Raw genomic sequence first — 15,405 nt, forward strand, 5'->3', positions numbered from 1 at the left:
GGGACCCCCGTATGACCGCCACCCTGAACCCCTGGCCGACGACCCGGCAGGGATCCACTGACCACCCGGTGCAGACGCTGCAATACCTGCTGCTCGCCCATGGTCACACGGTCACCGTTGACGGCGTCTTCGGCTCCGAGACCGGCGACGCGGTCCGCGCCGTCCAGCGGGCAAAGAACCTTCCCGACCACGGGGTGGTGGACGCTGAGACGTGGCGGGCGCTGCTCGTATCGGTCCGGCCCGGGATGCGCGGCAGTGCGGTGCGCGGCCTGCAGGAGGAGTTCGCCCTCGACGGCGCCGACGGGATCTACGGGCCCAAGACCGAAGCGGCCATCCGCGACCTCCAGCGCACCATCCGCTCCGGTGGCGGCGCCGTCGAGGTGGACGGCATCGTCGGTCCGCAGACATGGCAGGCGCTGGTCAGCGGCCTGCGCGAGGCGGCCCCGCTCTCCAAGGCGGCCTGAGCCCCGCAGCGTGGTGACGTGCGGCCCTGTCCGCGCCGCACGTCACGACGCTGCGCTGTCCGCCTAGCTCACCGGGCCGCGGCCGGGTCGAAGCCGAACGGCAGCTCCAGGCGGTGGGCGGCCATCAGAGAGCGGTCGGCCAACAGGCCGGCCGTCGGGGCGTCGGCGACGATGCGGCCGGCGTCCAGGATCACCGAGCGGGGGCAGAGCTCCAGGGCGTACGGCAGGTCGTGCGTCACCATCAGCACGGTCACCGGCAACGAGCGGATGATCTCGGCCAGCTCACGTCGGCTCGCCGGATCGAGGTTGGACGACGGCTCGTCGAGCACCAGCAGCGAGGGGCGCATGGCCAGCACCGTGGCCACGGCCACCCGGCGCCGCTGACCGAACGACAGGTGCTGCGGGATCTGGTCGCGGTGCTCCAGCATCCCCACGGCGGAGAGGGCCTCGGTCACTCGATCGTCGAGCTCGGTGCCGCGTACCCCCAGATTGGCCGGACCGAAGGCGACGTCCTCGGCCACCGTCGGCATGAACAGCTGGTCGTCGGGGTCCTGGAAGACGACGCCGACCCGGCGGCGGATCTCGGTGATCGCCCGGCGATCGCCGGGGGTGACCGGCAGCCCGGAGATCTCCACCCGGCCCTCGCCGCCGTGCAGGATGCCGTTGAGATGCAGCACCAGGGTGGTCTTGCCGGCGCCGTTGGGGCCGAGCAGCGCGACCCGCTCGCCCTCGGCGAGGGTGAGATCGACGCCGTGCAGCGCCTGCCGCCCGTCGGGGTAGGCGAAGGTGAGGCCGGTGATGCTGAGCGCCGCGGTCATCCGATCATGCTAGGACGGCGGCCTTTTCCAGCCGGGTCGAGGCCCGTACGGTTCCCGGCCGGACCGGGGGTCATGCCTGGACGGCGGCCTTCCCCGGCCGGGTCGAGGCCCGTGCGGTTTCCGGCCGGGCCGGTCATGCCAGGACGGCGGCGGCGACCGCGATTCCGGCGGCTGCCACCGGCAGGGCCGAGGACAGCGCCCACTCGCGTGCGGGAGCCGGGTCGTTCTCCGGGTGTGGCATCCGGCCGGAGTAGCCGCGGGACAGCATGGCCAGGTAGACGCGCTCGCCGCGCTCGTAGGAGCGCAGGAACAGCGCGCCGACACCGACCGCGAACGCCTTCGCCTGCCAGAGGAACCGCGGGTCGTAGCCGCGGGACAGCCGGGCGATCCGCATCCGGCGGGCGTCGTCGATCAGCACGTCGACGTAGCGCAGCATGAACGTCATGATCTGGGTGATCACGGTGGGGCAGCGCAGCCTGTCCAAGCCGAGGATCAGGTCACGCATCGTGGTGGTGGCGGCGAGCAGCAGCGACGCCAGGACGCCGAGGGTGCCCTTGGCGAAGATGTTCCACGCGCCGTAGAGACCGTCGATCGACAGCGACAGGCCGAGCCAGTCGACCCGCTCGCCGTGGCCGGCGAACGGCAGCACCACGGCCAGCAGCACGAACGGCAGCTCGATCGTGGACCGTTTGAGCAGCCAGCCGGCCGGCACCCGGGCCAGGGCGGCGACCAGTGCGATCAGCACGGTGTAACCGGCGAAGGCGGCGAGCTCCTCCCGCGGCGTGACCACGACGACGATCGTGAAGAGCAGCGTCGACACGATCTTCACCTCGGGGGAGAGCCGGTGCACCCGGCTGTCCCGGTCGAGGTGAAGCGGGTGGGCGTGCCCGGCTCCCACGCTCAGGAGACCTTGTCGTCGGCGGTCGGCCTGCGTCGGAGCAGCCAGAACAGGCCGCCGCCGATGGCGAAGGTGAGCAGGACCCCGGTGACGCCGGCGAGCGCGGTGGAGAGGAACTCGTTGTCGACGCCCTTGATGCCGTAGTCGGCCAGGGGACTGTCGGCGAGCTGGTGGTCGCCCTCCTGCTGGGCCATGCAGGTGCCGCCGGTGATCTCGTCGTCGGCGTTGAAGGTGCAGCCCTCGCGGGCGGCGTAGTCGAGGCCGTCCGGGCTGCCGGAGGCGAAGCTGGACGCGACACCGGCCAGCAGCAGCGCGACGAACAGGCCGGCGATCAGGAACTTCCTCATGCGGTGACTCCCGTCTTGGCGACGGTCGGCTGCTTGCGGAAGGCGCGCAGGGCGTAGACCAGGTCGGGGCGTACGCGGGCGACGGTGACGACGGTGGTGGCGGCGATCAGGCCCTCGCCGATGCCGATCAGGGTGTGCACGCCGGCCATCGTGGCGGCGATCCCGCCGAGGGACAGCTGGGTGGTGCCGCCCAGTGCGTACTCGACGACGAAGCCGAGCGACGCGACCACGACACCGATGATCGAGGCGATCAGGGCGGTCGCGCCGAGCGAGGCGATGGTCCGGGGCAGGATCCGCAGGAGCAGAGCGACCAGGAGGTACGCCGCTGCAGTGCCGATCAGTGCCATGTTGGTGATGTTGAGCCCGATCGCGGTGAGCCCGCCGTCGGCGAAGACCAGTGCCTGCACCAGCAGGACGGTCGCGACGCAGAGGGCGCCGACCCACGGGCCGACCAGGATGACCGCCAGGGTGCCGCCGAGCAGGTGGCCGGAGACGCCCGGCAGCACCTGGAAGTTGAGCATCTGCACGGCGAAGATGAACGCCGCGACCAGGCCGGCCATCGGGGCGAGCCGGTCGTCGAGGTCGACCTTGGCGCGGCTGACGCACACGGCGAGGCCGGCCACCGCGATCACTATGAAGATCAGCGAGACGGGACCGTTGATGATCCCGTTGGCGATGTGCATCGCCTGTACGTCGTCCATGGCGCCAGCATATTCAGCGACCCTGGTTGTTGCATATAGTTGGCAACTGGGCCAGTGACGATCTTCACCCGACCAGGACGTCGGTCACATCCCTCCGTGGCGACGGGTGACCCGGCCGGCCGTACCCGATCCGGAAGGCGATCTGCGGGAACCCGGACCGTCCCAGTGACCGCCGCAGCTGGTCGCGGGCGGTCGAGACCTCGATCGGCTGGGAGATCAGCGAGCTGGACAGCCCGGCGTCGGTGGCGGTCAACAGCACGTGCTGCAGCGCCTGGCCGGCCACCAGCTGGTCGAGCCTGCGGTCACCGGCCGTGCCGAGGATGCCGACGAGCGGCTCCGGCTCGTAGTCGCGGCCCGGCGCCCGCCGGCGCCCGCCGAAGTTGCGCTGCGGGACCAGGTCCTGCGCCTCGGCCACCGACGCGGCCGCCTCCACCGGGATGCCGTCCCGGGACGCCCCGGTGTCCGTCCAGGTGATCATCTCGGCCTGGTAGCGCTGGTCACGCCGCAGCACCCGGTCGGCGCTGTGCGCGATCTCCGAGAACCCGGTCAACGCCGTCATCCCGACCAGCAGGTCCAGCCAGGCGCCCTCGACGCGGGCCGCCTCGATCAGCCGCACCCGCACGTCGGCCGGCACCGGGTCCGGCCAGAACGGTTGCCGGTTGCTGTAACGGCGCTCGACCGCGGCGTACAGGTCGCGCTCGGTGTAGGTGGGCGGCCGGTGCGGCGCCGGGGTCAGACGGGCGACCACGTCCGGATCGTCGATGTCCGGCAGCAGCTTGACCTCGGCCGGGGTGCCACCCCAGGCGAGCGCCAGCCGGGCGTTGAAGGTGGCCGCGCCCAGCGCCAGCCGCAGCGCCCAGCCGCCGTGGTCGGCGATGGTGATCTGCCGTCCCGGATCCGCGAGCACCTCGATGGCGCCGTCGCGCAGGCGGAACGCCCACGGCTGGCTGTTGTACATGGAGGGGGCCTGGAGCCCGGCCGCAGCGGCGCGCCGCAGGTCGGACGAGTCGTAGCGGGTCATGGCTTCACGGTGCCGCCTGCCTCGCCCGACGATAAGGGCCGAAGGTCCTCTACAGCGGCACCCGCCATCGCAGCAGCGTGCCGGGCCCGTCCGTCCGCGGCCCGATCTCGAACTCGCCGCCCAGGTCACCGGCCCTCTCACCCATGTTGACCAGGCCGCCCCGGGCCAGGCCGGGATCGATGCCGACACCGTCGTCCTCGACCTGCAGGATCGCCTGCCGGTCGGCGACCCGGACCGAGACCCGCACACTCCGGGCCCGCGCGTGCCGGGCGACGTTGGACAGGGCCTCGCGCAGCACGGCGATCAGCTCCGGCACGATGTCGTCCGGTACGGCGCTCTCCACCGGCCCGGACGTCTCCAGCGTGGGCCGGAACCCGAGGGTCTCCAGCGCGGCGTCGCAGGTGTCGCGCAGCTCGGTACGCAGGGTCGCGCCCACCGGCGCCCGCAGCTCGAAGATCGACCGGCGGATGTCCTTGATCGTGGCGTCCAGGTCGTCGACGGCCGTGTTTATCCGCTGCACCACCTCGGGGCGCACGCCCGGGGCCATCGCGCCCTGCAGCTGCATGCCGGTCGCGAACAGCCGCTGGATCACCACGTCGTGCAGGTCCCGGGCGATCCGCTCCCGGTCCTCGAGGACGGCCAGCAGCTCCCGCTCCTCCTGGGCGCGGGCGCGCTCCAGCGCCAGCGCCGCCTGCCCGGCGAACGTCGACAGCAGGGCCGCGTCGTCGGGGCTGGCCGGCCCGCTCACGATCAGCACACCCTGCGGACTGCTCTTCAGTGGCGCGACCAGAGCCGGTCCGTCCGGGATCGGGCCGGGCCACTCCGCGGCGTCGCGCAGGTTCTCCACCAGCCGGTAGGAGTCGTCGAACGCCGGCAGCGCCTGGCCGGTCAGCCCGGAGTCGCCGCCCTCGACCACCTCGATCCGGTAGCGGTCGCCGTCCGGCTCGAAGAGCAGCACCAGGACCAGCTCGGCGTCGGCCACCTCGCGGGCCCGGCGGGCGATCAGCCGCAGCGCCTCGGTGCGCCGGACGGTGCCGAGCAGCACGCTGGTGATCTCGGCGGCCGCGGACAGCCACCGCTGCCGGCGCTGGGCCAGCTCGTACAGCCGGGCGTTGTCGATCGCCACACCGGCCGCGGCGGCCAGCGCCACCACCAGCTCCTCGTCGTCGTCGGTGAACTGCTCGGCGGAGCGTTTCTCGGCCAGGTAGAGGTTGCCGAATATCTGGTCCCTGGTCCGGACCGGAACCCCCAGGAAGCTGTGCATCGGCGGGTGATGCGGCGGGAACCCGAACGAGTTCGGATGCCTCGTGATGTCCGGCAGGCGCACCGGCCTCGGCTCGGTGATCAGCAGGCCCAGCACACCCCGGCCGTGCGGCAGGTCCCCGATCCTCGCGTGCGCCGCCGGGTCGATGCCGTGCGTGACGAAGTCCGACAGGCTGTTCCGGTCGGGCGCGAGCACGCCCAGCGCCCCGTAGCGGGCGTCGGCGAGCGCACACGCCGCCTCCACGATCCGCTGCAGCGTGCTGTTGAGGTCGAGGTCGGTGCCGATGCCGACGACCGCGTCGAGCAGGGCACGCAGTCGTTCCCGGCTGGTCACGATGTCGCCGACCCGGTTCTGCATCTCCTGCAGGAGCTCGTCGAGGCGCACCCGGGAGAGCGGGCTCAACCCGAGTGAGGGCGTTGTTCCTTCGGCCACGCGAACAGGCTATCGGGTGGCCCCGATCGACCCGCCCGGGACCTTAGGCCCTAGGTGGCCGGGTCTCCGGGCGGTAGGAAGGACACATGATCCGAGTCTTTCTCCTCGACGACCACGAGGTCGTCCGCCGCGGCCTCGTCGACCTGCTCCAGGCGGGCGGCGACATCGAGGTGGTCGGCGAGTCCGGGTCCGCCCAGGAGGCGGCCCGGCGCATCCCCGCCCTGCGTCCCGACGTCGCGGTCCTCGACGCCCGGCTGCCGGACGGCAACGGCATCGACGTCTGCCGTGACGTCCGGGCCGTCGACTCGTCGATCAAGGGACTGATCCTCACCTCCTATGAGGACGACGAGGCGCTCTTCGCCGCGATCATGGCCGGCGCCTCGGGTTACGTTCTCAAGCAGATCCGCGGCACCGATCTCGTCGACGCGGTCCGCCGGGTCGCCTCCGGTCAGTCGCTGCTCGACCCGGCCGTCACCCAGCGTGTCCTGGAGCGCATCCGCAACGGTGTCGAGCAGCCGCGCGAGCTGGCGTCGCTCACCGACCAGGAGCGGCGCATCCTGGAGTTCGTCGCCGAGGGCCTCACCAACCGTGAGATCGCGGGGCGGATGTTCCTCGCCGAGAAGACGGTGAAGAACTACGTCTCCAGCCTCCTGGCGAAGCTCGGGCTCGAACGGCGTACGCAGGCCGCCGTCCTGGCCACCAGACTCCTCGGCGACCACCCCTCACACCAGGGAAATCATTGACAGGAAACCTGTTTATCATGAGACTGTGCGGCCATGACGATCGTGATCCGGCGGTTCTCCCGATGGTTGCAGACCCGCACCCTGCCAGGCCTTGTCCCGGGGCCCCACGACGTGACGATCCGCAAGAGCCTGCGAGTGCCCATGGACGACGGTGTGGAGCTGCTCGCCGATCTGATCCTGCCCGCCGGCGATCCCGATCCGCGGCTGCCGACGATCGTCATCCGTGGGCCGTACGGCCGTAGCGGCCCGGTCGCCGGTGAGGCCAGGGCCCTCGCCCGGGAGGGCTTCCCGGTGCTCTTCCAGAGCTGCCGGGGCACCTGGGGCTCGGGCGGCGTCTTCACCCCGCAGGTCGACGAGCAGCGCGACGGCATCGCCACCCACCGGTGGGTCCGTGCCCAGCCGTGGTGCACCGGGCGGGTCGTCACGTTCGGGCCCAGCTACATGGGCTACACCCAGTGGGCGGTCGCCGGGAAGCTGCAGCGCGAGGATCCGGACCTCGCCCCGGACGCCCTCTGCCTGCTCGTGACGATGCCCGACTTCGGCGCCATCACCTGGGACAACGGCGCCTTCGCGCTGCGCAACGCGCTCGGCTGGAGCCAGATGATGAGCCGGATGATCCATCGCGAGATGATCCCGCTGCTCCTCGGCATGCTCCGGCCGGACCGCAGGCTGCTGCGTGGCTTCGGCACACTGCCGCTGGCCGGCGGCGACGTCGCCGCGGCCGGCCGCCGCATCCACTGGTACCAGGACTGGATCACCCATGAGCGGCTCACCGACGACTACTGGACCGGCCAGTCGCACGCCGCCTCGGTCACCGACGTCACCGCGCCGGTCTACATGGTCACCGGCTGGTACGACATCTTCCTGCCCTGGCAGCTGCGCAACCACGCCGATCTCACCGCCGCCGGCCGGCCACCGCGCCTGACCGTCGGCCCGTGGGGCCACTCGGACCGGGAGCTGGCGGCCACCGCGGTCGGCGAGGCCACCGCGTTCCTCAAGGAGCATTTCGCCGGTACGCCGAGCGCCCGTCCCGCCCCCGTCCGGGCCTACCTGACCGGCGCCGGCCGGTGGCACGACCTGCCGTCCTGGCCGCCGCCCGGAGTCACCGGACAGCGATGGCACCTGCACGAGGGCGGCCGCCTGCGCCCCGAGCCGCCGGACGGGGGAGTGACGGCCTACGTCTACGACCCGGCCGACCCGACCCCCGCGGTGGGCGGGCCGAGCCTGGAGCCGAAGCAGGGACCGGTCGACAACGCCGCCCACGAGCGCCGCGCCGACGTGGTCGTCTTCCGCGGTGACGTGCTCGACGCGCCGGTGACGATCGCCGGGACCCCGGTGGCGCGGATCCGGTTCCGGTCGTCGCGGCCGAGCGCCGACGTCTTCGTCCGGATCTGCGACGTGCACCCCGACGGGCGCTCGATGAGCGTGTGCGACGCGATCCGCCGCCTCGACGGGACGGCCGGCACCGGGGCGTGGGACGACACCGGGCCCTCGGCCGACGGCTTCCGTGAGGTCGAGATCGAGCTGTGGCCGGCGTTCCACACCTTTGCCGCCGGCCACCGGATCAGCGTGCAGATCAGCTCCGGCGCGCACCCGCGGTACGCCCGCAACCCCGGATCGGGCGAACCGGCCGCCTCGGCGACCACCACGCACCGCGCCGAGCAGCGGATCTCCCACGACCCGGCCCGCCCCTCCCGCCTCGAGCTGCCGGTCTGGGCGCCCGGTCCGTAGGCGCGCCTGCTAGTGGCCTCCGCCCAGGGACTCGTCCCGTCGTCCCGGGCGGGCGGTGCCGGAGGTCCCGGACCGGCGGGGGAGCCGGACCGTGGCGACCGTGCCGCCGCCGTCGTTGCCGCTGAGCGTGATGGTGCCGCGGTGCAGCTCGACGATGGCCCGGCTCAGCGCGAGTCCCAGCCCGGCGCCGGGGATGCCGCTGTGCCGCGCGTTGGTGGCCCGGTAGAGGCGGGCGAACAGCCGGTCACGCTCGCCGGACGGGATGCCGATCCCGGCGTCGCTGACGATCAGCACCGCGGCGTCGTCGTCGGCGGTCAGGGTGACGTGCACGGTGGCGCCGTCCGGGCTGTACTTGACCGCGTTGCCGATCAGGTTCTCGGCGACCTGCCGCAGCCGGGCCCGGTCACCGGGGATCACCAGCCGGGCCGGCAGGTCGGTGCGGATCGACGCGTCCGGCAGTGCCTCGGTGACCACCGCCGCCAGGTCCACGTCGCCGATGGTGAGCTGGGCGTGGCCCGCCTCGAGGGCGGAGAGGTCGAGCAGCCGCTCGACCAGCGACCGCAGCCGGGCGTTGTTGCGCTCGATCACCCCGAGGAACTCGCGGACCTCGCCGACGGTGGTGGTGTCGTCCTCCTCGGCGATCAGGTCGGTGTAGGTGCCGATCGACGTGAGCGGGGTGCGCAGCTCGTGGCCGACCAGCGCGATGTACTCCCCGATGCTGGCCGCCAACTGGTGCGCCAGCTCCTCGGACCGGCGCCGCTCCAGGTAGCCGCCGATGTGCCCGGCGATGCCGCTGAGCAGCACGGTCAGGGCCGGGTCGGGCTCCTGGTGCTCGACGGTGAAGGCGCTGAGCACGCCGATCACGTTGTCCGCGCTGCGTACCGGCACCGCCACCGCGGCCCGGTAGTGCTCGGCCTCCACCGCCGCCGGCAGGTCCGGGGCCCGCAGGTCCGGCACCCAGATCGGCTCACCCTCGGCCCAGCAGGCCCCGGCCAGCCCCTCTCCGCGGTCGAGCACCGCGGGCAGCTGGATCGGCGGGGCGCCCTCGGCGAGGTGGGTGGCGGCCGGGCGCAGCCGGTCGGACACCGGGTCCACCAGCCACAGCCGCAGGTACGGCCACCCCAGCTCGGTGGAGATCGCGCGCAGCACCTCGGGCCCGGCCCGGTCCGCGTCCGGGGCGTGCACCAGCGCCTTGAGCACCTCGGTCTTGCATCGTTCGTACTGGTGCTGGTGGTGCTCGGCGGTGACGTCGTGGACCGCCGCGACCGCGCCGAGGATGTTGCCGCTCGCGTCCCGGACCGGCCGGGCGTTGATCGCGAACCAGCGGCGCCGGTTCTGCCGGTCGTGGGCCAGCACCCCGTCGTGCCGGATCTCCTCACCGCCCAGTGCCCGGTAGAGGGCGACCTCGTCGGGTGGCAGCGGGCTGCCGTCGTGGCGGCGCAGTCCGAAACGCTCCGCCCAGTCCCGTGCCGGCACGCCGAGGCTCTCGTCGCCGAAGAAGTCCCGGACCGCCTGGTTGATCACCACGAGCCGGCCGTCCAGGTCGCAGGCCACCACGCCGGCGTCGAGGCTGCGCAGCAGGGCCTCGGTGAAGGCCGGGTCGTGCCGCGGCGGCGGCGACTCCAGGCAGGCCCGCAGCGTCTCGGAGAGCTCCCGGACGCTGAACGGCTTGGGCACCACGGCGTCCGCCTCGGCCGAGGCCAGCGTGGTGTCGCCGGGCGGCAGGTAGGCGGTGATCAGCACGACCGGGACGGTGGCGGTGGCCGGGTGCTCGCGTAGCGCCCGGCACATCCGGATGCCGTCCAGGTGTGGCATGTCGACATCGGCGACGACCAGGTCGGGCCGCGCGGCGATGGCGGCGGCCAGACCCTCGCGGCCGTCACCGGCCAGCGTGGCGGAGTGCCCGAGACGGCGGACCACCTCGGCGATCACCGCTTGATGTTCCGGGTTGTCCTCGACGACCAGCACCGATGCCATAGCACCAACTAAATCATGATAAATACGGCAGAGGTTTCGTCTCCGGTGGATGCGGGGTACCGTGCAGCCGCATATCGGCGACTCTCGGGGTTTATGCATGAGCGTGCTCACCGCCCACCTGGACGTCCCACTCGACCGCGGGGCTCCCGCCACCGCCCGCCGCGCCGCGACCGCGGTGCTGGCCGGCTGGGGCTTCCGCAACGACGACTGGCTGGATGCGGCCGCCGTGGTGGTCAGCGAGCTGGTCACCAACGCGGTCCGGCACGGCGGTGGCTGTCTGGCCCTGCACCTGGAGGCCCACGACGAGCGGGTGGTCGTGTCGGTCGCCGACGGCTCGTCGGTGGTGCCGCGCCGGCGCGATCCCGACGGCGACGGCGGCCGGGGCATCGCCCTCATCGAGGCGCTGTCCGAGGGCTGGACCGTGGAGAACTACCGTGGAGGCAAGCGGGTGCTCGTGAAACTGGTCCCGTGCCCGCTGGGGAGCGACTCGTGAACATCGTCCGGCTCGACGACGGCGCGGCTACCCGCCTGACACTGCGCGGTGAGCTCGACATGGAGACCGGCGACCTGGTCGAGGAGCAGGTGGCGCGGGTGCTCGCCGGCCGTCCCGCCGAGCTGGTCGTGGACCTGGAGGGACTCACCTTCTGCGACTCGTCCGGCATCGACGTGCTGCTCGCCGCCCGCGAGACCGCGGTCCGGGCCGGTGTCGCCTTCCGGGTCACCCGGCCGTCGGGCATCGTGCTGCGGTCGTTGACGATCACCGGGGTGCTGCCGCTGCTGACCGGGTCAGATCGAGAAACGGCCGGCGGACGCCCGTAACCGGTCGGCGAGCGACTGCACGTCCTCAGCGGTCCGTGCCACCTCGCTGGCCGCCTCCCGGCTGGACGCGGTGCCGTGCGCGACGCTGGCGATGCTGTCGGCGATGTCGGTGACACCGCTCGCGGCCTCGCCGACCCCGCGGCTCATCTCGGCGGTGGTGGCGCTCTGCTCCTCGACGGCCGAGGCGATGGTGGTCTGGAAGTCGCTGATCTGCTCGATGATCCGGCTGATCTCGTCGATCGCGGTCACCGCCTGACCGGTGTCGCTCTGGATGGCCGAGATCTGCTGGGAGATCTTCTCGGTCGCCCGGGCGGTCTCCTGGGCCAGGTCCTTCACCTCGCTGGCCACCACAGCGAACCCCTTCCCGGACTCGCCGGCCCGGGCCGCCTCGATGGTGGCGTTCAGCGCGAGCAGGTTGGTCTGCGACGCGATCGCGGTGATCGTCTCGATGACGTCGCCGATCTGCGCCGACGACTCGCCGAGCCGGTTGATGGTCTCACTGGTGGCCCGGGCGGCGGCGACCGCGTCGGTGGCGACCTGAGCGGCGTCGGCGGCGTTGCGGGAGATCTCGGTGATCGCCGAGCCCATCTCCTCGGTGCCGGCGGCGACCGTGTGCACGTTGCCGGAGACCCCGTTGGCGGCGGCCGCGGCCAGCCCGGCCTGCTGGTCGGCCTCGGCGATGGCGCTGTCGATCTGGTGGCTGACGCGGCGCATGGTGTCGGAGGCGTCGGTGAGCCGGCCGCCGTTGTCGACGATCTCGGTGACCGTGGTCCGCACCCCGGCGACGGCCTCGTCCACGGCACGCGACATCACGGCGATCTCGTCGCTGCCGGTGATGTCGGGGCGCAGGGTCAGATCGCCGCGGGCCATCGCGCGCAGCACCTCGACTAACCGGCCCACCGGGCCGGTGACGCTGCGGGTCACGGCGGCCGTGCAGGCCACGGCGGCGGCCACCGACACCACGAAGACGACGATCATCGCGGTACGCAGTGACGCCGCCTCGTCCTGGGCGTCCTGCGCAGCCGCGTCCGCCCGGGCGACGACCGAGGTGACCAGCTTGCCGGTCACCTCGATGATCTCGAAGTAGACCGCATAGCTCTGCCCGAGCAGCAGCTTGTCGCCCTCGTCGACCCGGCCCGCGGCGTACAGGGCCACCATCTGCTCGTCGGTCGTCCGGAACCTGTCCCAGAGCCCGGTCAGCTTCTCGAACTCGGCGCGCTCGGCGTCGGTCATGGCTGCCGTGTCGGTGTCCGCGATCAGCTTCAGGAGCAGTTCGAGGTCGGCCAGGAAGCCTTTCCGGTTGTCGCTGTCCGGGCTGACGGCCTGCGCCGGGGGCATCCGGCGGGTGTCCCACACATACGCGATCTGCCATCCGGAGATGTCGCCGTTGTAGTACTTCTGCTCGTCCACCTGGTGCATCAGGTGCAGCAGCCGGCGCAGCTCGCCCGCCGACTCCGACTGCCGGGTGAGGCCCCACGCACCGATGCCGACAGCGACGCCGAGCAGGATCAGCACCATCAGGAAGGCGCCGCCGAGACGTCCGGCCAGTCGCATCCGCCGCAGAATCGCCATCGAGTTCCCCCGCTCGCCGCAAACCTCCCCGATCCCCCATCGGCAGGTGTGGAGCGGCCCTGAGGGGCAATGATCACCTCGGGACGGTCATCCGGGCGCACGTGCCCCGGCCCGGCCCGGCCGACTCGATGGTGAGCGTTCCGCCGTGGGCCCGCATGATCCGGTCGGTGATGCTCAGTCCCAGCCCGACACCGGGAACGGCCTGGTCCCGGGCGTACCGGCCGCGATAGAACCGCTCCGCCACGTGCGGCACCTCGTCGGCCGGGATGCCGGCGCCGACGTCGAGGACCTCGAGACTGCTCGCGGTCACCCGGACGGTCACGGTCTGCCCGGTGCCACTGAAGATCACGGCATTGCGTACGAGGTGCTCGGCCGCCTGGCTGAGCCGGGTGAAGTCGCCCGGCACCGTGCACGGCCCCGGTCCCGCCTCGATCACGATCGGCACGTCCCGCTGCGCCGCCTGGCTCCGGCAGGAGGCCGCCGCCGCCTCGGCCACCGCGACCAGGTCGGTGCCGGCCCGCAGCAGCGGCAGCGGCGCGCCGGCCGGGCGGGTGCCGGCCAGCAGGTGGTCGACCATCCGGACCAGGCGCTCGCCGTTGCGCTGGATCGGGTCGATCAGCCGCCGGTACGGCGCCAGCTCCTCGTTGTCGACGAGCAGCTCCAGATAGCCCTGGATGGTGGTGACCGGGGTGCGCAGCTCGTGCGACACGGTCGCCACGAAGTCCTCCTCGCGGCTGATCGCCCGGGACAGCTCGTCACCGATCTCGGCCAGCAGTTGCCGGTTGCGCAGCGCGGCCAGGTGCCCGGCGGCCTGCCCGGCCATGGTCCGCAGCAGGTCCAGCTGACGGTCGCCGACGGTGCCCGGCTTGTCGTCGAGCACGCACAGGGTGCCGAGTGTGTGCCCGTCCTCGTCGACCAGCGGCACCCCGGCCCAGAACCGGATGTGGGGCGCGCCCTGCACACAGGCCCAGGCCCGGTACCGCGGCTCGGTGAGTGTGTCCTCGACGACCAGCGGCTCACGGGTGTCGACGACGGGCGCGGAGAACGACGTGGCCAGCGGCCCGCCCTCGCCGGGCATCCCGGTCTTGCCGGCGAACCACTCGCGGTCGGCGTCGATCAGGGTCACCGCGGACATCGGCGTGCCAAGGACCGCGCCGGCCAGCCGGGTCAGCTCGTCCAGCACGACCGGGCGTGGGGCGTCGAGCAGGCGGTAGCTGTGCACCGCCGCGAGGCGGGCGTCTTCCCCTACTGCGTTCACATCGGTATCCGTTCCTCAGCCGGCACCCGGCGGGTGTCCCGTCGTGGCTCGTGGATCGCATTTCGGCTGGTCGCGGGACCCGGTTGAGGAGTTCCGCGGCCGAAATCCAGCCGCGGGCAACCCTCAGTCATCGGCCGTACGAGGCGATAGGGAGCGACGTAACCCGAAGGCCGGTCAGTCGAAGGAGGGCCACGATGCGGACCGAGCTGTACCGGTCGGGCGATGCCGATAACATCAAGAAGCCGATGCTGTTGCTCGTCGATGACGACGACGTGATGCTGGAGACGCTCTCCATCCAGTTGGGCCGGGACCACCGGTTGCTGATGGCAGGCGACGCCGAGCAGGCGCTGAAAATGCTCGCCGCGCACGACAACGTCGCCGCGGTGGTCAGTGACGTGAAGATGCCCGGGATGGACGGCATCGAGCTGCTGGGCAGGATCCAGCAGGACTACCCGGACGTCGTCCGCATCCTGCACAGCGGCCACGGCGACATGAAGACCGTGATCGCGGCGATCAACTCCGGCGGTGTCTACCGGTACCTGGCCAAGCCGGCCACCCGGACCGATATCATGGACGCGATCAAGGGTGCCGTCACCCGGCACGACCACGCGATGGCCGAGCGCAAGATGGTCGACACCACGCTGAAGACCAGCGTGCAGGCCCTCTTCGGGATCCTCGAGCTGTCCAGCCCGCTCGGGTTCGCCCGGGCCGGCCGGATCCGCAAGCTGGTCGCCGAGCTCACCAGCGCCCTCGAGCTGGACGGGCTCTGGGAGATCGAGGTCGCCGCGATGGCCTCGCAGATCGGCGCGGTCAGCGTGCCGGCCGACGTGATGAGCAAGCTCACCGAGGGTGTGAACCTCAGCGCGGACGAGCAGAAGGCCGTCAACGCGATGCCGGGAATGGTGCTCCCGCTGATCAAGGACATCCCGATGATCGAGGACGTGGTGTCCACGGTCCGCGGGCTGGCCGGCGAGAAGCCCCCGGCGGGTGGCTGGTCGCCGCTGGTCGAGGGCGCGATCAGCGTGGTGCGCACGGCCATCGAGTACGACACGGCGGCGGCCCGGTCGCGTACGCCGGAGATGGCCATCCACGCTCTGACCCGGCAGGGCAACTGCGCCCCGCACGTGATCGCCGCGCTGCGCCAGGTCAAGGGCGTGGTGAGCCCCGACACCGGCAGCACCCAAGCCTACGCGGTCGCCGACCTGCAGGTCGGGATGCGCCTGGCCCAGGACGTCACGGCGACCAACGGACTCGTGCTGATCGGCAGCGGAACCGTGGTGACCGAGGCGATGCTGGACCGCCTGGTCAACTTCTCCCGCGTGGTGGGTCTGGTCGAACCGGTGCTGACCGCCGCCTGACC

At 72.2% G+C, this 15,405-nt stretch carries 15 protein-coding genes; 6 read left to right on the top strand and 9 right to left on the bottom strand.

What is annotated here, in order from left to right; translation table 11 throughout:
• The first annotated feature begins 11 nt into the window (after window positions 1-11).
• Window positions 12-464: a peptidoglycan-binding domain-containing protein gene (locus tag ACQPZW_RS14375; protein WP_433795364.1), complete on the top strand. Its 453-nt coding sequence runs from the start codon at window positions 12-14 to the stop codon at window positions 462-464.
• A gap of 68 nt (window positions 465-532) precedes the next feature.
• On the opposite strand, the gene ACQPZW_RS14380 is transcribed toward ACQPZW_RS14375, so the two are convergent.
• The 6 genes from ACQPZW_RS14380 to ACQPZW_RS14405 form a co-directional block, all read right to left on the bottom strand.
• Window positions 533-1,282, bottom strand: coding sequence for an energy-coupling factor ABC transporter ATP-binding protein (locus tag ACQPZW_RS14380; RefSeq protein ID WP_433795365.1), 750 nt, complete (start codon window positions 1,280-1,282; stop codon window positions 533-535).
• Window positions 1,283-1,415: 133 nt separating this feature from the next.
• Window positions 1,416-2,180: a cobalt ECF transporter T component CbiQ gene (cbiQ, locus tag ACQPZW_RS14385; RefSeq protein WP_433795366.1), complete on the bottom strand. Its 765-nt coding sequence runs from the start codon at window positions 2,178-2,180 to the stop codon at window positions 1,416-1,418.
• A gap of 2 nt (window positions 2,181-2,182) precedes the next feature.
• Window positions 2,183-2,527, bottom strand: a complete 345-nt coding sequence (locus tag ACQPZW_RS14390; RefSeq protein WP_433795367.1) for a PDGLE domain-containing protein — start codon at window positions 2,525-2,527, stop codon at window positions 2,183-2,185.
• On the bottom strand, window positions 2,524-3,228 hold the full coding sequence (locus ACQPZW_RS14395) for an energy-coupling factor ABC transporter permease (RefSeq protein WP_433795368.1): 705 nt from the start codon (window positions 3,226-3,228) through the stop codon (window positions 2,524-2,526). Before ACQPZW_RS14395 ends, ACQPZW_RS14390 begins: the two co-directional genes overlap by 4 nt.
• Before the next feature lie 64 nt (window positions 3,229-3,292).
• Window positions 3,293-4,249, bottom strand: coding sequence for an Acg family FMN-binding oxidoreductase (locus ACQPZW_RS14400; protein ID WP_433795369.1), 957 nt, complete (start codon window positions 4,247-4,249; stop codon window positions 3,293-3,295).
• A 49-nt stretch (window positions 4,250-4,298) separates the two neighbouring features.
• The gene (locus ACQPZW_RS14405; RefSeq protein WP_433797535.1) at window positions 4,299-5,870 is read right to left on the bottom strand and encodes a GAF domain-containing protein; all 1,572 of its coding nucleotides are present in this window, start codon (window positions 5,868-5,870) and stop codon (window positions 4,299-4,301) included.
• A gap of 161 nt (window positions 5,871-6,031) precedes the next feature.
• Here ACQPZW_RS14405 and ACQPZW_RS14410 point away from each other — a divergent pair, with 161 nt between their 5' ends.
• Both ACQPZW_RS14410 and ACQPZW_RS14415 read left to right on the top strand, forming a co-directional pair.
• Window positions 6,032-6,688, top strand: a complete 657-nt coding sequence (locus ACQPZW_RS14410; protein WP_433795370.1) for a response regulator — start codon at window positions 6,032-6,034, stop codon at window positions 6,686-6,688.
• Window positions 6,689-6,721: 33 nt separating this feature from the next.
• Window positions 6,722-8,419, top strand: coding sequence for a CocE/NonD family hydrolase (locus ACQPZW_RS14415; RefSeq protein WP_433795371.1), 1,698 nt, complete (start codon window positions 6,722-6,724; stop codon window positions 8,417-8,419).
• Window positions 8,420-8,428: 9 nt separating this feature from the next.
• On the opposite strand, the gene ACQPZW_RS14420 is transcribed toward ACQPZW_RS14415, so the two are convergent.
• Window positions 8,429-10,396, bottom strand: a complete 1,968-nt coding sequence (locus tag ACQPZW_RS14420; protein WP_433795372.1) for an ATP-binding protein — start codon at window positions 10,394-10,396, stop codon at window positions 8,429-8,431.
• A 97-nt stretch (window positions 10,397-10,493) separates the two neighbouring features.
• Here ACQPZW_RS14420 and ACQPZW_RS14425 point away from each other — a divergent pair, with 97 nt between their 5' ends.
• Together ACQPZW_RS14425 and ACQPZW_RS14430 are read left to right on the top strand one after the other, a co-directional pair.
• A complete protein-coding gene (locus ACQPZW_RS14425) occupies window positions 10,494-10,889 on the top strand; it encodes an ATP-binding protein (protein WP_433795373.1) in 396 nt (131 codons plus the stop codon).
• Entirely contained in the window at window positions 10,886-11,215 is a 330-nt protein-coding gene (locus ACQPZW_RS14430) for an STAS domain-containing protein (RefSeq protein WP_433795374.1), read from the top strand. The genes ACQPZW_RS14425 and ACQPZW_RS14430 overlap by 4 nt, the downstream gene beginning before the upstream one ends.
• On the opposite strand, the gene ACQPZW_RS14435 is transcribed toward ACQPZW_RS14430, so the two are convergent.
• Together ACQPZW_RS14435 and ACQPZW_RS14440 are read right to left on the bottom strand one after the other, a co-directional pair.
• Entirely contained in the window at window positions 11,183-12,787 is a 1,605-nt protein-coding gene (locus ACQPZW_RS14435; protein ID WP_433795375.1) for a methyl-accepting chemotaxis protein, read from the bottom strand. The genes ACQPZW_RS14430 and ACQPZW_RS14435 overlap by 33 nt on opposite strands.
• A 73-nt stretch (window positions 12,788-12,860) precedes the next feature.
• The gene (locus ACQPZW_RS14440) at window positions 12,861-14,045 is read right to left on the bottom strand and encodes a GAF domain-containing sensor histidine kinase (RefSeq protein WP_433795376.1); all 1,185 of its coding nucleotides are present in this window, start codon (window positions 14,043-14,045) and stop codon (window positions 12,861-12,863) included.
• Window positions 14,046-14,239: 194 nt separating this feature from the next.
• On the opposite strand from ACQPZW_RS14440, the gene ACQPZW_RS14445 reads away from it, so the two are divergent.
• A complete protein-coding gene (locus ACQPZW_RS14445; RefSeq protein WP_433795377.1) occupies window positions 14,240-15,403 on the top strand; it encodes a response regulator in 1,164 nt (387 codons plus the stop codon).
• The last annotated feature ends 2 nt before the right edge of the window (window positions 15,404-15,405 follow it).

It is taken from the genome of Actinoplanes sp. CA-252034 (assembly GCF_050956125.1).
Classification (GTDB): Bacteria; Actinomycetota; Actinomycetes; order Mycobacteriales; family Micromonosporaceae; genus Actinoplanes.